The sequence below is a fragment of the Peribacillus sp. Aquil_B1 genome, assembly GCF_022603275.1.
Taxonomy (GTDB): Bacteria; Bacillota; Bacilli; order Bacillales; family DSM-1321; genus Peribacillus.
This window is the reverse complement of the sequence record NZ_JAKXEE010000004.1, coordinates 101,117-122,039: the sequence shown is the minus strand read 5'-3', so window position 1 is coordinate 122,039 and position 20,923 is coordinate 101,117. Positions and strand designations below refer to the sequence as shown.

Sequence of the window (20,923 nt, the reverse complement as noted above, 5' to 3'; positions counted from 1 at the left end):
TATGACACCTTCGATTCTTCTTATGTAGATAGCATTTTTTTATCCTCTCATTATACATTTTTATACAGATTTTTTAAAAGAATTTAACTGTTTTAAGAGATTGGTAAATATCTTGATTTTTTTTTATAAATACCCTTGACAAATAACAGGAAATAAGCGAAAATTCTAATTGATAATGATTTTCAATTTCATTATCGATCTCTGAAATTTGATAAGCAATTACGATATTCTCTTATCGTACCCTTTTGATATTGTACATAGATACAATGTCGCCCCGGCTTCTCTGTGCCTAGTAAAATTATATGCTCATTAGCGAATGCAAGTCACTAGAATATTGCCCCCTCTTTATTCAAGTAATTTATTCACGTTGGAAGCATATTAGGCAGCCGGGGATTATTTTTTTTCAACTATAAACTTACATATATGAATAAAGGAGCAGGATGATCATGAAACTAGAAGATATCATTAAAGAACGGCGCAGCATCAAACGATTTAAGGACATTCCTGTTCCTATCAATACCATCCAATCATTATTGGAAACTTCAACATGGGCACCGAACCATAAAATGACCCAACCTTGGCGCTTCGTCTTAGTGCAAGGTGATAGCCGCTTAAAACTCGCAGAAGCAACCCGTGCATTCATGGAAGGCAAAGAGAAGGACCCTGAAAAGAAAAAAGCAGCCGGACAGCGAGGATATAATAAACTTATAGGTGTACCGATGTTTGTCGCAGTGATCATGGAAGAGAATCCGAATCCCCTGACACGTGAAGAAGATTATGCGGCTACAAGTGCCTTGATCCAGAATTTCAGCCTGCTTTCCTGGGAACAGGGAATCGGGATGATATGGGAAACATACGGCATGATACACAGCATCGAGTTTCGTGAAGCTTTAGGCGTGAAACCTGGCGAGAAGATCGTCGGCAGCCTTCACGTTGGCTATCCGGATATGATCCCTGCCCCGCGTCCAAGGAACGCGATCAATCAACTCCTGACCATTATGGACTAACATAAAAGGAAAGCCTCCAAATAGAAAATTGGAGGCTTTCCTTTTATATTTTATGAGAAACACAATGATTAGCGGGGAAATGTTGCATTCCGGTTATCATAATGCCTGAAAGATGATTATATAAATTATTCTTTTTTAGAGGAAAACTGCACCTCCCTTGTTAAATGATGTCTAACAATGGGGTGCCTTTCATTTCAACGAGGTCCCTGTACGCCGATACTCAAAAGAACTCGTGATATAACGCCTGAATTGCCGTCTCTTCGTTATGCCCTTTCACACCGAACATCATGCTTACCTCCGAAGAGCCCTGGTTGATCATCTCAATATTCACCTTAGCTTCGGCCAAGGCTTTTGACGCTCTTGCCGTTGTACCGACATTATGACGCATTCCTTCCCCTACAACCATGATCAAGGCAAGATCATGCTCCACATTCACTTCATCGGCATGAAGCTCTTTCTTGATTCGGGAAATGATTTTCTTCTCGGCTTCACCTTTCATCTGGTCCTGCCTTAGAATTAGCGTCACATCATCGATGCCTGATGGAATATGCTCATATGAAACTCCATAATCTTCAAGGATGTGCAGCAGTTTCCGGCCAAAACCAACTTCTCGGTTCATCAAATATTTGCTAATGTAAATGCTGCAAAATCCTTTATCACTCGCAATCCCAATAACGGGCCCGTTCGTATTATCCCGTGTACTCACAATGCGGGTCCCTTGTGCCGCCGGATTGTTCGTATTCTGGATATGCACAGGTATTCCCGCACGGAATGCCGGAATAAGCGCCTCATCATGAAATACCGAGAAACCTGCATAAGAAAGCTCACGCATCTCACGATAGGTTAATTCCCGGATTCCCTTCGGATTGGAAACCACATTTGGATTCACCGCGTAAACGGCATCAACGTCCGTAAAGTTCTCATACAAATCAGCTTTGACCCCATTCGCAAGAATCGAACCAGTAATATCGGACCCGCTTCTTGAGAAAGTTAACACATCACCATCTAACGTATAACCGAAGAACCCTGGGAATACTACGATTCCAGGCTCATCACGCAGAGCATATAACCGATCATAAGACTCTGGCAGCACCTTGGTAAATCCACCTTCATCCGTTACGATCAAGCCGGCCTTCTTTGGATTTATATACTGCGCCTCTACACCACGGCTTTGGAAATAGCCTGCGACCAGCTTCGCATTATTATCCTCGCCGCTGGCCTTCAAGGCATCCAGATAGCGCTTCGGATTAGTTTGGTCTGCATGCAGCAGTGCCATTAAATTTTCATGAATCCCAGTGATGACACTCTCCGATATATCCAGCTCTTCAGCAATGCTCGCATAGCGGGATACGACATCTTCTATCAAATGCTCTCCGTTATCCCCGCGCAGCTGCTGTTCCGCAGCTTCAATCAATAAATCCGTCACCTTTATATCATCGGAATTGCGTTTCCCTGGAGCCGAAACGACTACAATCTTTCTCTCTGGATCAGAAACCACAATTTCGAATACCTTCCTCAACTGTTCACCTGACGCAAGTGAACTTCCACCAAACTTTGCAACTTTCATCTAGACATCCCCTATTTTCGTAAATATTCTGTCAAAATCAACTCTCCCTATTATTACGCTTTTTCTCGAAACAATCAAGTGGAAATTCCATTATAGAAGGACATTTGTATTTTTAAAAAGGACAAATCATCATGAAGGCTGATCAAGAATGGCTAAAACAAAGAAAAAGACAACGGGCATATGCCCATTGTCTCTCCCTTTCTTTAGCGATTATCCACGGTTTCCGGGTATAAGTCATGGTTCATCAAGCGGTAATCCGCCATTTCCTCATACTTCGTACCTGGTTTTCCATAATTCGTGTAAGGGTCGATGGAAATTCCGCCCCTAGGTGTAAACTTGCCCCAGACTTCAATATATTTAGGATCCATCAATTCGATTAAATCATTCATGATGATGTTCATGCAGTCTTCATGGAAATCACCGTGATTGCGGAAGCTGAATAAATAAAGTTTCAAAGACTTGCTCTCCACCATTTTCACACTGGGAATATAGCTGATGTAAATGGTAGCAAAGTCCGGCTGGCCCGTTATCGGACATAAGCTAGTGAATTCCGGGCAATTGAATTTGACGAAATAATCCCGGTTCGGATGCTTGTTATCGAATGACTCAAGGATTTCAGGCGCATAGTCAAATGTATATTTTGTTCCTTGATTCCCAAGCAGTGTGATATCTTTTTTTAATTCTTCTTCTTTTCTTCCAGACATGAAAAGTCCTCCTAATCCCACGTTTCAGGGAGATTCATAAAATGGGCCTCTATATAACAAAAACCATATCTCCTCAAAGATATGGTTGATTCGCGAAAAATATCAAAGCCATAGTTTTTTTAAGAGGGTGATGCTATGAACCTCTCCCGTTTATCGGGAAATATTTTAAAATTGTCTTAGTAAATATAAAAAAAAATAGTCAATCTGTCAATGCAACTCTCTTAAATTGGGTTTGATTCGTTTATATTTTCAGTTTAAAATGAAAAAAGCAGTACAACCTATTAGAAAGAAGAGAATATACACATGTGGATTTTTGCAGCACTCATCACCAGCTTATGTTTCGGAATCAATAACAGCATTTTCAAATGGAGCAGCGGAAAAGGCTATTCCAAGATACATATCCAATTTTTCTTTTATTTTTCAGCTTTTATTTTGTCCATTGTTTATGGAGTATTTATGGATGGTTTGCAACTGAACTGGCTGTCCATCATGCTTGGTGCAGCAATTGGTGTACTGAACGCTAATGGTAACATCCAGATGGCAAGCGCCTTTGAAAAAGGGCCGGCAAGCTTGACATCACCATTAATCGCAGCGAATGCAATATTCCCCATACTCTGTGCAGCTTTAATTTTTCACGAACATATTTCTTCCTTGCAGTGGAGTGGAATAGTCTGCATGTTTCTCGCTACATTAGTCATCCAGTATACACCTAACGCCAAAGGTAACCATCAATATGTCCCTTGGATCATGCACACATTACTCTCCATCTTATCATTTGGTGTGCTCGGAATTCTAATGACGACATCAACACGTCTTCATTTAAACTCCCTTGATATCTTAGTATCGATGTATGGAGGCGGAATGCTTTATCTTCTTTCGGCTCTGGCCTTTAAAAAAGAAAAAATCAAGCTAAAGGAAGTCAAAATCGGTTCATTAGTAGGTTTTTTAAGCATGATAGGCTATGGATGTTATTTCTTTGCATTGAACACCGGAATCGCAAGCATTATTTTTCCTGTCGTCAGCCTGAACTGCTTAGTTGTCGTATTCGCTGGATGTTATTTATTCAAGGAAAAACTAAAAACCTATCAAATTGCCGGTGTTCTTGCAGCATTAATCGGTATTATTTTAACTAAAATATGAATATAGTTCGTTTATAAAAAATCAACCTGGCTGCCATCTGTAAAAGCCAGGTCGTTTTTTATTTAACCGTGAAATGAGGTAGTAAAAAAAAGTGTTGACACATCCATAAAAATATCAGATAATTTTGAATATTAATTCTTTAGATTTTACAGCTTTTGAAATGTTTGAAAAATCCTCTGCCACGGGTATTAAAGAAATAGGGACAACCACCTCATTTAATTCTGAATCAAGAAAGGAAAGATGCATAATGGTAAAAGTTACAGTAACAGTTGATTTCCAAGGAAAATCTTATCAAACTAACGTCCTTACTAAACCGGGTACAGATCATGAAGTAATTTTACAACAAGCCCTTCATCAAGTTGAAAAGCAATGGAAAGCATAAAAAAGCAGGCATCGCAATAGATACCTGCTTTTTTATTACCATTAAATCATATCCGAAATATTTTTCATATGCACGATGAAAGACCCTCTTGCAGCAATTCCCTCCTACTAAAAAACACAAAGACACTAACATTCAGTCGTCAGTTTGTGTACGTTAACCTCTGAATAACAAGTAATTTATAATTTTATTTAATGAACTAAGCACCTTAATGAAATGGGATTATACAATAAAAGACTTATAAAAAAAGACGGTCTTTTTAAGGGCCTTCTTTCAGACTGTAGACAAACTCGATGAAAATCAAGTATGTCTCAGTTTTTATGAAGGTTTATAAAACCTCGAACGCCGATTCCCACTCCAGGCACTCGCTTTTCGCGGGCGGCCCGGGAGCTGGAGTCTCCTCAGCGCTTTTCCCGCAGGAGTCTCGCAACCTTCCGTTCCAATCAACATTGTTTTGATTTTAGGTTCTTTTAAGGAACGTCCTCTTAATGTTCTTTTAAACTAAATTTCTTATTAATGGCATGGAACGTTCTTGGAGGTTATCGGAAAACAGACTATAAGAAATGAGTTTCTTTTTGAACTGTTTAACTACATCCACGCGGTCATTGTAAATGTACACAAATAACTTAACATCAATTTTGCCTTTTTTAGTATCAATGACTAATGGAGTCCCACTGTCCTCTGGATGTAAAAACAATTGCTCGTTACCCGGGAATATATGATTTTTCTTCAAAAATCTGGCGTTATTAAAATGATTAATAACTTGAATTTTTTCATCACCTTCCAAACGTTTTCCGTCAAAGGATACGATCGCATTCCCGCCACTAATTTCTGAGTGTATTTTAAATTTGCTGATAATCCAATTAACAGCATCGGTTGGAAGACAGGAAACCAATATTTTTAACAAACTTAAGATAATTGTCAAAATCAAAACCGGTAATGTCAATTCATCATCTCCGCTACATTTTAAATTAATTCTTTCTTATATAACTTATTATATCAATATGGCAGGCAGTTTTTCTTAGAAGATGTGTCCGTTCTATTAACGTTTTACTTTGGTAAAACATTGTACAAATTTCCACTTTATAAATATAATGTTCCGAAATGGTTATACTAAACTAAATGCATCAAAATCCTTCTTAACAAATTTATACTTATTAAAATACAAAAAAACCGGGCGTCATCAAGACGCCCAGCTTTTCCGGAATCGATTATTGATATCCCCAAATCATTGTTAGCATTGTACCGAAAATTGTAACCAATGCAACGAACAATCCGTAATAAACGTTTGTGTAAATCGATGCTTTATCTTCAGACTCACCTGCGTGCATAAACATAACTAATTGCAGTGCAGCTTGCATGAAAGCTGTAACAAGAAGGATGATCATAGCCATTTTTAGTGAGAGATCATACATAATAACTGATAGTGCGACCAAAGTCAGGACTAGAGAAAACGCAAATCCCATAACTTGGCCCCGTGGGAATAATTCTTTCATATTACATCATTCCTTTCAGGTAGACGAAACTGAAGATGAAAATCCAGACAACGTCCAAGAAATGCCAGTAAAGTGAAAAGATGAAAGCCTTGTTTGTTGTTTCTGGAGTCATACCGCGCTTTTTGATCTGCATGACGATGAAGGTTCCCCAGAATAAACCAAGTGTAACGTGAGCTCCATGCGTACCTAGTAATGTAAACAAACTAGATAAGAAAGCACTTGTTTGAATGGTTGCTCCTTCATGAACATACTCTACGAATTCATAAATTTCGACTCCCAAGAAGCCTAAACCAAGAATAAGGGTGATAATGAAGAAACCAATCGTTGCTTTCTGTCTGCCAAGTCTCATTGCATTGATTCCAAGACCTATGGTAAAACTACTGGTTAAAAGAAAGATTGTTTGGAACATCAAGGTTGGAAGTTTAAAAAGATGTTCTCCCGTTGGACCATTTCCAGTTCCATCAACTAATACAAAATAAGTGGCGAACAGTGTAGCGAAAAGAGCTATTTCTGCTCCTAGGAAAATCCAGAATCCAAAAATCTTTAAGCGATTTTCTTCCGTGCTATATTCTAGTGGCAGCGAGTTATCTATTTTCATTACTTAGCACCTCGCAATTTATTTTCAGTTTCTTCGATCTCTTCAACAGAGATATAACGTCCGTGATCTTTTTCGAATGAACGGTGAATCATACAAGCAAAGATACCGATCGTTGCAATGATTGCAATGATCCACATGCTGAATACCATCGCAAAGCCCCAAACGAAGAAGATACAGCTCATGATAAACGGCACACCACTGTTATTTGGCATATGGATTTTTTCTACTTTACCGCCAAATAACTTAAAGCCTTTTTTCTTTGAATCCCAGAATGCTTCTGTAGAGTCAACTGTTGGCACTACTGCAAAGTTATATTCAGGGATTGGTGTATGTGTAGCCCACTCTAGAGAACGTGCATCCCATGGATCGTTTGAAATATTTCTTGACGCATAACGAGTGCTCCAATAGATATTGTACACAATAAGTGCAAAACCTATTGCCAAGCCAATCGCTCCAACGAAAGAGAGCATATTCAATGGACCATACCCTGTTGATTCAGAGTACGTATACATACGGCGTGCCTGCCCATCTAAACCAGTGATGAACATCGGGAAGAATGTTACATTAAAGCCGATTGTAATGAACCAGAACGACCATTTCCCAATTTTTTCGCTCAACATGAAACCGAACATTTTTGGCCACCAGTACGTGAAACCGGCTAGTACGGCAAATACAGTACCAGGGATTAAAACGTAGTGGAAGTGAGCTACTAAGAACATTGTATTATGGTATTGGTAGTCAGCACTTGCCATTGCAAGCATAACCCCTGTTACCCCACCGAGCGTGAAAATCGGAATGAAAGCTAAAGAGTAAAGCATTGGAACGGTAAATACGATTTTACCTTTCCAAAGTGTGAACAACCAGTTGAAAATCTTAACACCGGTCGGGACGGCAATTGCCATCGTGGTAATCGAGAAGATACCATTAACCATTGCACCGTGACCCATTGTATAGAAATGGTGAGCCCATACAATGAAAGATAGAGTAGAAATAGCTACCATGGAGATAACCATCGAATTATACCCGTACAGGTTACGACGTGCAAATGTCGAAATGATTTCACTGTAAATACCGAAAGCCGGAAGAATTACTATATAAACTTCAGGATGTCCCCAAACCCAGAACAAGTTCGCCCAAAGCATATCGCTACCGCCATTGGCCATCGTAAAGAATTGAGTTCCGAATAGACGATCCATTGTCATCAACGCAAGTGCCACTGTCAATACAGGGAAAGCGAAAACGATGATGAAGTTTGTGATCAAGATAGACCATGTGAACATTTGCATTTTCATTAAGTTCATGCCTGGTGCTCTCATTTTCAAGATTGTTACGATAAAGTTGATACCAGTCAGTAATGTACCGATACCAGCTATTTGAATTGCAATCGCGTAATAGTTCGAACCTACTGATTCACTGAAATCGTTACTTGCCAGCGGGAAGTAAGATGTCCAACCTGCATCAGGAGAACCACCGACTACGAAAGAGATGTTAAATAGCATTGCCCCCATGAAGAATAACCAGAAGCTTACTGCGTTCAGACGTGGGAATGCTACGTCACGCGCTCCAATTTGCAATGGTGTAACAATGTTCATTAACCCAATGATAAATGGCATAGCCATGAACAGGATCATGACGACCCCGTGTGTTGTAAATACCTCATTATAATGCTGTCCATCCAAAAGACCGTTATCTGGAATAGCCGTTTGAGCACGCATCATAAGAGCATCGACGCCACCACGGAAAAGCATAAGCAGTGCTGCCAAGATGTACATGATACCGATACGTTTATGGTCAACCGTTGTTAACCACTCACGCCATAAGTAACCCCATTTTTTAAAATAGGTAATTCCGGCAACAACCGCAATCATGGTTAAACCAATGGCAACCATGGATGCATAAATCGCAGGACTTGGATGAGGTACGGCAAATCGATCAAAGTAATCCATACTTTTGTGACTCCTTTCAGGAAAATATTCCTTATCTTGTAAACCTAGTTGTTTTATCGAACGAAATTAATTCTTAGTGATCATGATTCATGTTGCTGTGTTCTGAATGTTCCTCGTGTGAATCCTTGGAATCATTTTCTTCCGTATCGGAAGATCCGTGGTCATGACCAGCATTTTCCCCTTCAGGAGCTGGTGAAAACTCTAAGTGAGTTCCCGTGTAAGTGGATTGTCCCACATGACCAGGTTTTAATAATTCATTGAATTTTTCCTCAGTGATCGGTTTAGCAGTAGCTTTAATTTCATCTACCCACTTATCGTATTCTTCAGCAGACAGAACATTAACGTTGAACGTTTGCTGAGCAAAACCTGAACCACTGAAGTTTGAATTTCGACCCATATACTCTCCTGGTACATCAGCTGCTAAGTGCAACGTATTGACCATGTCCGACATCGCGTATTTTTGTCCTCCAAGTTGCGGAATCCAGAAACTTGAGATTGGACCGAATGAGTAAAGTTTAAATTCAATTGGTCGGTTAGTAGGTAAAAACAGATAGTTGACTGTTTCGATATCTTCTTCCGGATAACTAAAATGCCACTTCCAGTTGGAAGATGAAGCGTAAATAATTAAAGGTTCTTGATCTCCGTATCCTTTAGGTGTTGCCTCAACTTCATTTGTTGTTTTAACAGTAACAACGGATAGGAAAGCGACGATTAAAATTGGGATCGCAACCCAAATTATTTCAAGAACCTTACTTCCTTCAATATGAGGCGGTTCATAATCATCACGTTGTTTGGAAGCACGATATTTCATTATCATGAAGATATACAGTACCATAACGACAAGAACGACAAAGGCCATTGTCCATATCGAAATCATAATAACATCTGCTTGTGTTGCAGCTACTGGCCCTTTAGGGTCCAAGACCATTAATGGGTTATCGCAACCGGTTAGCACAGTGGCAATAGTAAAAAGTATAGTTAATAGAGCCCATTTTATTTTCATAGTACTACCCCTTTCTTACATAATAAAATTCCAATTGGTAATTATTCGGACAAAGTGTTACCATGTTCACAAACCCCGACATACCAATATTAATCCCAAGTCTAAAAAAAGACAATACAAAGTGACATCTGTCACATAAAGTTCATTAAAGAGCAGTAAGAAGATGGTAAATGAACTGAAATGTTCGAAAATCTTCAGCAAATGAAATATAATAAATGTTTCATATCTTGCCTATGAAAATTCACTTATCAGTACAGTATTGCAGATAGTACCAATCCTCTTTCCGTTTAATATTACTCTAATATAATGAAATAAAAATTTCACATTATATTCACCGTGTATATTGCCTCAAAACTCATAAAGATTATGAATTATATTACCTATCCTGTCAATTAGGTATTTATCGTTAGAAAACATGATTTAAAACGGAATTTTTTCACTCAGCCATGGAGGTTGGTAAATGGTGGACACATTGGACACGATGTTGTATCCATGCTTCAATCCCCTTATGATCCAGCGCAGGTCAATATTATATATATATAAGGAAACAACGAGTTTGAAATCGGTTCTCTCACAAATCCTTATGCCCTGTCGGTATTTTTAAACCGCCGTGTAGCAATAGTCGTGGTAGAAGTAATTCAGGTTTGGTGGTTCTATCAAATCGTCCTTTAGCAAAACCCACTGACCTATAACCCCTTATTGATACCTGTATCCCTTTTGAATTTTTAATTAAAGGTACATAGAAAAAAACCCACAAAAAAAGGACTTCTTAAAAGTGTCCTTTTCTCGTGGATATAGTTTAAAATTCGATTCTGATAATATAAAATGAAAGCGCATTCATTGATTGAGATCAAGTTTACTCAAATTCAGCAAGTTAGGCAAAGGAACGACTAGTTCTGTTTAGAAAAACAGTATATTGCGCTATATTCCTCTTTTTAGTTACTGAATTCTGTACTTCTGTTTGTTGGAGCTTTAGCCTTTGTTTTCATTTTTATGATTTTAGTCGTTTCCGGTTCAATTCTTTTTCCTTTATGTGTATTCATTACCATTTCTTCTGTCAGGACAAAAAATATACCAACTAGAAAAATGGCAGCTGCGCTTAATGTGATGGCGATTCCAACAGCGGTAAATATATAATCCTTATTGTAATCGCTTACAAAGAAACTTAAAGCAAAAATAATAATTCCGATTACACAACCTGTGCCTGATACCCATTTCACTGCATCTAACATCTTCTGATTAGCTTCCATAATTTCATCCCCTTTCTTTCTATTTTATGACATTTCACAAATTTGTCAAATCTTTTCTATTTTTTAACATATCCACGATGAAAACCTTGACAAATAGAAGGCGCCACCATTCACTTTTAGGCATTAAAGACTATATGAACAAACTGCAAAAACAGTGCAAATACACTATCTTTTTTTCTGGTATTAACCTTTTGTATCCTATTTAAATAGAAGAGTGTTTAATTTAAACAAAGATTGGAACGTAGGGCACTCGCTTTCCCTGCGGGAGTCTCGCAGCTTTCGTTCCAATCATTGTTTTAACTTTTAGATAAAAACTTTTTGCCTAAATCTTTATTGGTACAAAAGAAAAGTATGGTATATGTTGGACTACTTCAAGAAGACTAAAAAAATTGTCGATGCAGGCGATGCTTAATTTCGCTGTCTTTAATTTAAAGATGATGACCAAACGGACATGGTAAGTTCCAAAAATCGCCTAAAATTCAAAGAGAGTTCAAAAAATGCTTGGGAATTATTAACTTCGAACCACTTTTGTCTAAAAAAATGAGACCCCTGATGAATAATCAGGGGCCTTACCTCCTTCTATGGTTTTTGCAAGGTCATCGTTACCGTTTTCTCTTCAGTGCCTCGATATACTTTAACCTTTACTTTATCGCCAATTTTCTTATCTGAATATAAGTATTTCCTTAATGCTGCAGCAGAATTTATTTTCGTTCCATCAATCTCAACGATGATATCCTGTTGCATAAGCCCTCCATTCGCCGCAGCCGAGCCCGCCTCTATACTCATCACCATTACACCGGATTTTGCAGCTTCTGGAACATTTTGAAGGTAATATTGTGGCAATTCTTCTATACTGGCCAAGCTGACTCCTAAATATGGCCGCGTGATTTTTCCATTTTTAATCAGTTCCGTAACAATTGGAATCACATCATTACTAGGGATGGCGAACCCTAAGCCTTCCACACCATTTTCGGAAATCTTCAAACTGTTTATCCCGATCACTTCCCCAGCGGTGTTGATCAATGCACCGCCGCTGTTGCCGGGGTTGATCGCTGCATCTGTTTGAAGGACATCAAGTTCCCATTCCCCGTCCGTTGTATCGACTGAAATGGAGCGTCCAGTCGCACTGACGATCCCTTGTGTAACCGATCGTGAAAAATCAAGTCCAAGAGGATTGCCAATTGCCAATACTTCTTCACCTGGACGCATGCTATCGGAATTCCCGAATTTAATTCCCTCAGGTGCCATCGAGGCATCAATTGTCAAAACCGCTAAGTCCGTCAAAGCATCAGCCCCGACAACAGCTGCCGTTGTCTTTTGTCCATCATACAATGAAATTTCGACTTCCTTAGCTCCTTCAATAACATGATTGTTCGTGATGATATAGGCTTTCCCACCAGTTTTTTTGTAAATGACCCCTGAACCAGTGCCGCTCTCAACCGTTTCGCTCTCCGTGCTTTGCCGCTGATACGGGTTCTGGTTTTGCATCTCCTGTAAATTCACGACCCCGACAATCGATTTGGATGCTGATTCGACCATCTCTGCCCTATCATTTGAATCCGTACTCGTCGATAACTTTTCCGCCGTGACACTTTTATCTTTTTCAACACTTTCAGTTTGCTGTACACCTGCCGTTTCGGTTGACTCATTCACTGAACTATTCCCTTGATCTATAAAGTCCCCGCCAAATAGAAATACAGACGATGTAACCATAGCAGCAACCGTTCCGGAAACAAGGCTAGTTAGCCAAAGAGACTTACCCTTTTTCCGTTCTGCCTTCACTCTGACTTGCTCATCACCATTATAATTTTCCATCTTTATCCCTCCTATGATTGTCCTTTATCCTTTACTTGAGTCCATCATAAACAGGAAATATTAAAAAATTCTTAAGAAATAAAGAATAGGTCGACTTTTTTACAAAAAGTATAAAATTTTATCGAATCCTGTACTTTGCCGGGCTGCAAAAGAAAAAGGCCTCAACAGGGGCCTTCAATTCGTCCATACAGTTATCCTTACAAGACTTCATAAACTTCTTTAGTCTTCTTATTCACGCCATACCAGCCCCAAGTGGTTTTGTGGCCACTTTTCTGACTAGGTTCATCCACCTCGAAAACATGAAAAATGTAATCTCCCTTTTCAGCATCATGATCATATTCAATATGCAAATTAGGTAAATTCTCCATGTCCACATAATCCTTCACTAGCTTCTCTGCCTGAGATTTACTTAATGTACTAACCGAAGCCTTACTATCTTCTTTGCCTATTGTACCCGTTGCCGCCTCATCTTCTAGTTTGGATCCATTGGTTGCTTCCTTCGCCGGCTCCGCCTCGTCATTTCCCTCTACTGCTTCTATCGTGGCGGAATCTGATACCGGTTGCATTTCCACCGCCTTTGAAACCATTCGTTTACCTTCCCGGTATTTCGCTTTATATGCGGTTGCTTCTTCAAATTCGCTTTTGGCTGAATCAAAATCCTGTTCCTCGTATTTCTTCATTCCACTCGCCAGAAAACCTGAAAGATCCATTAACTCCCTTGCTTCCGGTGTTTTTGCCTCTTTATAAGCTAATTCGAATGCCTCATGGGCTTCTAAATAATTTTCCTCATTCAACTGACTTTTCCCTAAATCCATATTGGAATCATAATTCCTTGTTACGCAGCCTGAAGCAATCAACACCAAAAAAATAATCATGATTGACCTCTTCACTATATCACTCCTTGATTTTCCATATTATTCTGTAAATTCATCTTATACCATTTGATAAGAAATCCGATACCTCTATTTCCTATCTTTTTCATTAAGGAAATGTTTACATTGATGATTAACTTTTTACAAATAGTGGTACAGAATAGATAAACGCTTGAAAGGATGATCACAGAATGATACAGGAAAAACAGACCTATCATGTCGATTTGGTCAGCGGCGACGTACTCGGACAAAAACTTGAAGAGAATCCAAGCTTCACTGTACATGCAACTGATGAGGAACTTGCAGAATTGAAACAATGCTTGGAGGAACACCGGACAGATGACCTGGAGGCATATGCCCGTTCACATGTGCCCTACCTTCTCTATCATCATGACCGGGCAAATGATAAATACGATGCAGCCATGAAAAGGCTTTATGCCCTCATTTATAAATTAGGGGATGAAACGGCACGAAACCATATTGAAGAAATCGGCATTTTAAAAGATAACAAATTCGAGGGACGAGAAGAAGTGCAAAAGTTCAAATAAGAAATAGGAACAGAACCTGAAATTCAAAGGTTCTGTTCTTTTATGATCAAGTTCAATCAAAAAGTTTTCTGCCCCCGATAAAAGGGAAATACAAGATTCCGTTTTGTCATTCATTATAAAGTTTTATAAGCAAGTTCTTTCAATCTACATATTTATCCTTCAAAGAATCTGAACCGATACCGCCAATAACCATCAAAGCTAATGGTAAAAAATTCGATACAACTGGCATGCTTTTTAATATGGTAATATCTGTGCCGGCAAATTTATTAAGTCCAAAAATAATCAATTTAGACACTAACAAAATTGCTCCTATTATTAACAGGATATCAAAAAACATTTTCCTTTTTGGAAATGCTAACTGCTTACTTTCCCTTATTATTTTTTCTTTCAATTCCTCGTCACTCCTTAATAATTCATCTACCGTAATTTGAAATAAATCACTTAAATTAATGAGTACTTCAATACTGGGATAATTTTTTCCCGTTTCCCATTTGGACACAGATTGGCGACTCACATGAATTTTCTCTGCAAGATCATTTTGTGACCAATTTCTTTTTTCCCGTTCTTTTTTTAATCGTTCGCTAAAAATCATGATCAGTTCATCGCCTTTCCTACTCCTAGTATTGTGAGATGAATTATGCAAAGTAAAGATAGTAATAAGCGCATTACTATGCAACTTAAGGGTGACACCGAAGAAAACCTAGATATATCAAGGGAATCAGCTTAATTTTCCGGAACTGCTGTAGAAAGGTGAAATTATTAAAAATTGCAGCCAGTTAACACGAAAGTGGCAGAGGAAAGCCTTGTAAGATCGCTTCCTTAATTTCACGAAACATTTTTTGCTCTTGTGGCTTTTGCAATTCCCCATCTTCAGGATGATTCCGTGAGTAAAAAACATAACGGAAACTGTTCTATATAGATATCATTTCCTCTTTATTTGCAGTTCAAATGAAGGTCATGTTTCTGCATCGTTTTAAAGATATTTTTTACCTTATCTTGAATATATAATTCTGCAAAGAATCATACTTTAAGAAGGCCCCCAATGAGAGGCCTTCTTAAAGTACAAACTCAGTTATCAGTTGTAGAAAAAAGTGTTATAAGGTCCAATTGATAAGCAATCCAGCTTGAGCTAATCCACCGCCGAAGCCATATAATAAAACCTTCTCACCATTATTGAGCTTTCCTTCACTTACTCCTTGATCTAAAGCTAATGGTATGGTTGCTGAAGAAGTATTTCCATACTCCACTAAGCTATATAAAGTTCGTTCAATTGGAAAGCCGCTTCTTTCACATATAGACTCAATCATTCTTAAATTTGCACTATGCGGTACAAACCAATCAACATCATTCAATGGATATCCAGCATTTTTCATCACAGTTTGCATTCCTTTTGGAACAGTCGTAACAGCCCATTTATAAACCTCACGCCCATTTTGTACAAGGTTGCCACTATTATTCAAGTCTTCACCATTTATACGTGTCGATAGGTTTGTACTATATAAATGTTTCCCGCCTTCTCCTTCAGAATATAAATGTGAAGAAATAAAACTTGGCTCTTTTTCATCATATTCTACAAGAACTGCTCCTCCGCCATCTCCAAATAAAATACAAGTGGCTCGATCTTCATAGTCCATAAGTTTAGATAAAGTATCAGCTCCAATAACAAGAACTTTCTTGTTTAAGCCAGATGTTACTAATCCATTAGCTACATGCAGCCCATAAGTAAATCCTGCACAGGCAGCGTTTAAATCAATAGCTCCAGTATTCTTAATACCAAGCTTCGCTTGGACTAAAGAAGCTACACTTGGAGTGTTGAAATCAGGTGTAAAGGTACAGACAATGATCATATCAACATCTTCGACAGATTTATCATACCGTTCCATTAAATCCTTTACAGCTTTATAACTTATATCACTAGTAAACTCTTCTTCATGTGCAATTCTTCGCTCTTTAATACCAGTACGTTTAACAATCCATTCATCATTGGTTTCAACCATTTTTTCTAAGTCTTTATTTGTTAACCTTTTTTCAGGAACATACGAACCTATTGCAGTAATACGTGCTTTGGATTTGAACATAGAATAGCCACCTCGTGTGTATGAATTGCATCATTTTATAACTTGATATTAACACCTGGTACTAATTATAAAGCAAAAAAAATCTTATGCAACTTCCGATTCCTTTAAACCCATAAGAAAAAGAGCTGAACGACAAAGAACGATCGCTACTGATCATTAAGAAGATTCTGCTCCTAAATAGTAAGGTATATCGTAGCAAGAACATCCTGTTACGCAATTATTAATGATATAACATTTAATGCAGAAACTCTGGAAGTGACGAGTGATACCACAAGGGGTGACTATCTCGATATTAATTGAGTTTGCAAAAATCGTTGATTTCCTCTCCAGGCACACGCTTTCCGCGGGCGGTCCGGGAGCCTCCTCGGCGCCTTTGCGCCTGCGTGGTCTCCCTTGGACTCGCTTTTCCCGCAGGAGTCTCGACCTTCCGTTCCAATCAACTTTGCTTTGAAATTTAGATGGATATCCTTTTGTCTACAAACTCAGTTGTCTAAAGACAGCCCTGATCTCACCACTCGTCAGTTCATAAAGAAAACCGGTATTACCACTTTTAATTTCCTAACGTAACGTGAAAATTCAAGTTTATTAATATTCGTTTCTTTTTCCGAATAAATAATATATCAAATATCCCAATGATTAACTAATCCAATAGATTGAATGTTTTATGCCTGCTTTACACTCTCCTTTAGGTAAGTACCTATACTAAAAGTGCATACTTACGTACTTGCAGAGTGCACTTTATACTTAAAATAAATAATAATTAAGGAGGAGAAATCTTTGAAAACCCTTGTTATCGTATCACACCCAAGTCTTGAAACATCGGTCATAAATAAGCGATGGGTGGAAGAACTCAAGAGATATCCGGAAAAGTATACAGTACACGAATTGAATAGGGTTTACCCTGACGGAAACATTAATGTGGAAAAAGAACAGCAATTAATCGAATCGCATAGTAATCTTGTTTTACAGTTCCCTTTTTATTGGTTCAATTGTCCGCCACTCCTCAAAAGATGGCTTGACGATGTTTTTACTTATGGTTGGGCATATGGTTCAAATGGAGGCGATAAATTAAAGAATCGCAAAGCTGCTTTAGCTGTATCTGCCGGAATTGACCAAGTGGATTATAGTGAAGAGGGAAGATATCGCTATACACTTGAACATTTATTATCTCCCTTTGAAACTACCTTCCAGTACTGCAATGCAGACTATCGTTCATTCTTTGCGTTTTATGGTGCTGAAAATGAGCCGTCCGCAAGTGAATTGGAAAGCAGCGCACAAGATTATTTGAATTTTGTCGACAACCTTTAATAGGCAGTTTCATTAAAGAAGTATTTCCTTGTTAGGGAAATACTTCTTTTGATTTAATCAAAATCGCTACACCTACGGCCGTACAGTCTCCTGAGCTGGCAAACTGTTTTTCTCTCCCCACTCGCACATCATATTTAACAATGGAATGAGAGATAGACCGCGTTCAGATAATGAATATTCTACTTTCGGAGGTATTTGGGGAAATTCCTTGCGTATGATAAGACCGTCTGCCTCCAGCTCCTTTAACATGATGCTTAGCGTTTTAAAGGAAATGGTACCGATACTCCGCTTCAGCTGATTATGCCGCATAACCTTATTTTCAGACAGCCAATACATAATGATCATTTTATATTTGCCGCCTATTAAGGACAACGTATATCCAAAGCCAGTGTCATTTGGTTTCACGCCAGTCGGAACACAGGTTTCGCGCATAAGTTTCCTCTCTCCTTTGGTTAAGTATAGGATATGAATGTTCATACTTTACAATAGATCATAATCAATCTTATTGAAAGGTAAAGTAAGTTTCCTATAAAATTTTGCTACCGTGGCTGCCCATATTAGCGTTAATAAATATTATTAAGTAAAAATGGAGATAATGTATACCCATAACCCATCCCTTTTTAAAAAGGAAAAATCCTGTTGCATATTCAACAGGATTTTTTTATTATTTTGGATTTCCCCAATAACGTAACGGATTCATTTTAGTGTTTTTGTTTGTAATAAGTTACAGCGAGCGCAAGGGCCAGCACTGTTCCTTTGACGATATCCATCGCATAATACGGAACGGACATCATGATCAGCCCATTTTGTAGGATTCCAATCAGGACTGCTCCGACAAAGGTTCCAAAGGCATTCGGTTTTCCCGCTCCTAAAACGGATGATCCAATGAAGGCTGCCGCGACGGCATCCATTAAATAGGGGGACCCCGAATTGATTTCCGATGTCATGACCCTTGAAGCAAGGACGATCCCCCCGATTGCAGCTAATAGTGCCGAAAGCAGATAGGCAAGGATTTTGTATTTATTGACCGATATCCCTGAAAGTCTCGCCGCTTCCTTATTTCCCCCAATAATGTACATATAACGACCGTGCTTCGTATAAGTCAAAAAGATATGGGTCGCAATCACAATGACGGCCATGATCAAGATTATCCATGGCACCTGACCAATTTTGGCGAAAAATGGGCTGATCAGTCCTGTTGCGAATGTCCCGTCGGGCATGACCATATTTTGCGAAACCGTTGCCCCTTTTGTATAAGTAAGGGCAATTCCCTGGATAATGAACATGGTAGCCAATGTCATCAGCATGTCGGGAATTCTCAATTTAACGATCATGAATGAATTCAAAACCCCTACGACAAGTGAAGCGCCGATTGCAGCTAATATAGCAATTAATGTATCCTGTGAAAACCAGACAAACATCGAGATGACGATGGCATTGGCCAATGATGCGACGGAGCCGACCGAAAGGTCGAAGCCATCCAAGGTCAGGGATATCGTAATGCCGATCGCAATGATGGTCACGATTGAAATGGAACGCAGGATGTTGACCAGATTCGTAGTTTGAATGAAAGATGGGTTGGAAACGGCAAAAATTCCAATTAGAATGATAATCGTCAATATGGTGCCGTATTTATAGAAAAAGTCGAATAGTTCCACCCTTTTCTTCGCTTTCGCTGTCTTTGTAACAGGAATGGGTATGCTCATTCTATTTTCCTCCTGTTGAATAGAATAGTAGTTCTTCTTCATTCGTTTTACTTGTTTCTAATTCGATGACAGTGCTCCCGTCATATAACACATATGTCCGGTTGGTAATGCCAATGATTTCGGAAAGCTCTGATGATGCATAAATGATCGCTTTCCCATTCCTTGCAAGCTCTGCAATCAATTCGAATATATCCTTCTTGGCTCCAACATCGACCCCTTTCGTTGGTTCATCGAATATGTATACATCCGCATCGGCCATAAGCCATTTCCCGATGGCAACTTTTTGCTGATTGCCACCTGAAAGGTTTTCGACATTCACTTCCCCAGAAGGAGTTTTAATGCCGAGACTTGCGATCATTTCCTTCGCTCTTTCCTTTTCCGCCTGGCGATTCACGAAGCTGAATGTCTTGGAGAATTTGCCAAGACTAGCTGCCGTCAAGTTAGCCGAGACTGATTCCTGAACAAGGACCCCTTCTTTCCTGCGTTCCTCAGGTACAAGTGCCAGACCGCTTTTCACTGCTTCGTGCGGTGATTTCAAGGAAAGCTTTCGACCATTCAGGATGACTTCACCAGCTGTGATCGAGGTATGACCGAAAAGGGTTTTACACAGCTCCGTTTTCCCAGCCCCGACCAACCCTGCCAAGCCTATTATCTCGCCTGCTTTAATATTCAAACTGACATTTTTAACTTTCTCCGCATCTGACAATCCATTCACTTCCAGAATAACGTCGCCAATCGAAGCATTCACTTCAGGAAACTGTTCATCCATGGTTTTCCCAAGCATGCTCTCTACCACATCGGTACGGGTCATGTCTTCCGTCTTTCGACAAGTGACACGCTCCCCATTCCTCATGATCGTAATTTCCTCACAGATTTCAAAAATTTCGGGCAGACGATGTGAAATGAAAATGATTCCCACGCCTTTTTGCTTTAATTCATTTACAATTCGAAAAAGTTCTGTCGTCTCCGTATGACTTAACGGAGCAGTTGGCTCGTCGAGAATCAGGAATTTGCATTCTGTCGAAACGGCTCTTGCTATCAGGACCATCTGTTTTTCAGCCAAAGTAAGGTCTCTTACCAGCTTTTTCGAAGGGACACGAATTTTCATATCTTCAAGAATAGAAGCCGCTGTGTTGTGCAGCTCTTTCCATTGGACCATCTGTTTTTTTCCCATGTTTTGAACCATATCATTCAACATTACATTTTCCCCAACCGTTAAATAAGGGATGAGGGCGGTATCCACTTCCTGATATACAATTTGAATGCCTTGTTCTTGAGCCGCTTTTGGCGAGCGGATATCCCGCTTCATCCCATCAATAAAAATGTCACCTGAATAATGAACATGGGCTCCGGATAAAACTTTCATTAACGTCGATTTCCCTGCTCCGTTTGCACCGACCAATGCGTGGGCTGTCCCTGATTTTACGGAAAAATCAACATCACTCAGTGCCTTCACCCCCGGAAATTCAATCGAAATCTTCTTCATTTCTAGTTGCTTGCCCATGT

General features: G+C 39.2%; 20 protein-coding genes and 1 riboswitch. Of the genes, 5 read left to right on the top strand and 15 right to left on the bottom strand.

All coding sequences use genetic code 11. The features are described from left to right. Positions 1 to 446 precede the first annotated feature (446 nt). Positions 447 to 1,007 carry a nitroreductase family protein gene (locus MPH60_RS21900; protein WP_241590058.1) on the top strand — a complete coding sequence of 187 codons (561 nt, stop codon included), beginning with the start codon at positions 447 to 449 and terminating at the stop codon, positions 1,005 to 1,007. Between the two features lie 220 nt (positions 1,008 to 1,227). Here MPH60_RS21900 and MPH60_RS21895 read toward each other — a convergent pair whose 3' ends face one another. Then, positions 1,228 to 2,574 (bottom strand): aspartate kinase, encoded by a 1,347-nt coding sequence (locus tag MPH60_RS21895; RefSeq protein ID WP_241590059.1) that lies wholly within the window; start codon positions 2,572 to 2,574, stop codon positions 1,228 to 1,230. Between the two features lie 203 nt (positions 2,575 to 2,777). Then, on the bottom strand, positions 2,778 to 3,278 hold the full coding sequence (gene queF / locus MPH60_RS21890; protein ID WP_061461394.1) for a preQ(1) synthase: 501 nt from the start codon (positions 3,276 to 3,278) through the stop codon (positions 2,778 to 2,780). A 104-nt stretch (positions 3,279 to 3,382) separates the two neighbouring features. Next, positions 3,383 to 3,428, bottom strand: a riboswitch (PreQ1 riboswitch). Between the two features lie 153 nt (positions 3,429 to 3,581). Here queF and MPH60_RS21885 point away from each other — a divergent pair. Next, entirely contained in the window at positions 3,582 to 4,418 is an 837-nt protein-coding gene (locus tag MPH60_RS21885; protein WP_241590060.1) for an EamA family transporter, read from the top strand. 124 nt (positions 4,419 to 4,542) lie between these two features. After that, positions 4,543 to 4,800 carry a BA3454 family stress response protein gene (locus MPH60_RS21880; RefSeq protein ID WP_241590061.1) on the top strand — a complete coding sequence of 86 codons (258 nt, stop codon included), beginning with the start codon at positions 4,543 to 4,545 and terminating at the stop codon, positions 4,798 to 4,800. A 493-nt stretch (positions 4,801 to 5,293) separates the two neighbouring features. On the opposite strand, the gene MPH60_RS21875 is transcribed toward MPH60_RS21880, so the two are convergent. The 8 genes from MPH60_RS21875 to MPH60_RS21840 form a co-directional block, all read right to left on the bottom strand. Next, positions 5,294 to 5,743 (bottom strand): YfmQ family protein, encoded by a 450-nt coding sequence (locus MPH60_RS21875; protein WP_241590062.1) that lies wholly within the window; start codon positions 5,741 to 5,743, stop codon positions 5,294 to 5,296. 265 nt (positions 5,744 to 6,008) lie between these two features. Continuing rightward, a complete protein-coding gene (gene qoxD / locus MPH60_RS21870) occupies positions 6,009 to 6,293 on the bottom strand; it encodes a cytochrome aa3 quinol oxidase subunit IV (protein ID WP_241590063.1) in 285 nt (94 codons plus the stop codon). 1 nt (position 6,294) lies between these two features. After that, entirely contained in the window at positions 6,295 to 6,891 is a 597-nt protein-coding gene (gene qoxC / locus MPH60_RS21865; RefSeq protein ID WP_241590064.1) for a cytochrome aa3 quinol oxidase subunit III, read from the bottom strand. Next, positions 6,891 to 8,837: a cytochrome aa3 quinol oxidase subunit I gene (qoxB, locus tag MPH60_RS21860; RefSeq protein ID WP_241590065.1), complete on the bottom strand. Its 1,947-nt coding sequence runs from the start codon at positions 8,835 to 8,837 to the stop codon at positions 6,891 to 6,893. Before qoxB ends, qoxC begins: the two co-directional genes overlap by 1 nt. A 73-nt stretch (positions 8,838 to 8,910) precedes the next feature. Next, the gene (qoxA, locus tag MPH60_RS21855; RefSeq protein ID WP_241590066.1) at positions 8,911 to 9,840 is read right to left on the bottom strand and encodes a cytochrome aa3 quinol oxidase subunit II; all 930 of its coding nucleotides are present in this window, start codon (positions 9,838 to 9,840) and stop codon (positions 8,911 to 8,913) included. Between the two features lie 935 nt (positions 9,841 to 10,775). Further along, the gene (locus MPH60_RS21850) at positions 10,776 to 11,090 is read right to left on the bottom strand and encodes a hypothetical protein (RefSeq protein ID WP_241590067.1); all 315 of its coding nucleotides are present in this window, start codon (positions 11,088 to 11,090) and stop codon (positions 10,776 to 10,778) included. 579 nt (positions 11,091 to 11,669) lie between these two features. Next, positions 11,670 to 12,905: a S1C family serine protease gene (locus MPH60_RS21845; RefSeq protein WP_241590068.1), complete on the bottom strand. Its 1,236-nt coding sequence runs from the start codon at positions 12,903 to 12,905 to the stop codon at positions 11,670 to 11,672. A 197-nt stretch (positions 12,906 to 13,102) separates the two neighbouring features. Continuing rightward, positions 13,103 to 13,780, bottom strand: a complete 678-nt coding sequence (locus MPH60_RS21840) for a hypothetical protein (protein WP_241590069.1) — start codon at positions 13,778 to 13,780, stop codon at positions 13,103 to 13,105. A 188-nt stretch (positions 13,781 to 13,968) separates the two neighbouring features. Between MPH60_RS21840 and MPH60_RS21835 the strand changes: the two genes are divergently transcribed. Continuing rightward, on the top strand, positions 13,969 to 14,325 hold the full coding sequence (locus tag MPH60_RS21835; RefSeq protein WP_241590070.1) for a hydrolase: 357 nt from the start codon (positions 13,969 to 13,971) through the stop codon (positions 14,323 to 14,325). 139 nt (positions 14,326 to 14,464) lie between these two features. On the opposite strand, the gene MPH60_RS21830 is transcribed toward MPH60_RS21835, so the two are convergent. Continuing rightward, a complete protein-coding gene (locus MPH60_RS21830) occupies positions 14,465 to 14,917 on the bottom strand; it encodes a helix-turn-helix domain-containing protein (RefSeq protein ID WP_241590071.1) in 453 nt (150 codons plus the stop codon). A 502-nt stretch (positions 14,918 to 15,419) separates the two neighbouring features. Further along, positions 15,420 to 16,403: a ketoacyl-ACP synthase III gene (locus MPH60_RS21825; RefSeq protein ID WP_241590072.1), complete on the bottom strand. Its 984-nt coding sequence runs from the start codon at positions 16,401 to 16,403 to the stop codon at positions 15,420 to 15,422. A gap of 777 nt (positions 16,404 to 17,180) precedes the next feature. Between MPH60_RS21825 and MPH60_RS21820 the strand changes: the two genes are divergently transcribed. Continuing rightward, positions 17,181 to 17,711 carry an NAD(P)H-dependent oxidoreductase gene (locus MPH60_RS21820; RefSeq protein ID WP_241590073.1) on the top strand — a complete coding sequence of 177 codons (531 nt, stop codon included), beginning with the start codon at positions 17,181 to 17,183 and terminating at the stop codon, positions 17,709 to 17,711. Between the two features lie 72 nt (positions 17,712 to 17,783). Here the strand turns inward: MPH60_RS21820 and MPH60_RS21815 are convergent, their stop codons facing one another. The 3 genes from MPH60_RS21815 to MPH60_RS21805 all read right to left on the bottom strand — a co-directional run bounded on the left by MPH60_RS21815 (position 17,784) and on the right by MPH60_RS21805 (position 20,921). Further along, complete coding sequence (locus tag MPH60_RS21815) at positions 17,784 to 18,143, bottom strand: winged helix-turn-helix transcriptional regulator (RefSeq protein WP_241590074.1); 360 nt, start codon at positions 18,141 to 18,143, stop codon at positions 17,784 to 17,786. 269 nt (positions 18,144 to 18,412) lie between these two features. Beyond that, the gene (locus MPH60_RS21810) at positions 18,413 to 19,417 is read right to left on the bottom strand and encodes an ABC transporter permease (protein WP_241590075.1); all 1,005 of its coding nucleotides are present in this window, start codon (positions 19,415 to 19,417) and stop codon (positions 18,413 to 18,415) included. 1 nt (position 19,418) lies between these two features. Next, a complete protein-coding gene (locus MPH60_RS21805) occupies positions 19,419 to 20,921 on the bottom strand; it encodes a sugar ABC transporter ATP-binding protein (protein ID WP_241590076.1) in 1,503 nt (500 codons plus the stop codon). Positions 20,922 to 20,923 lie beyond the last annotated feature (2 nt).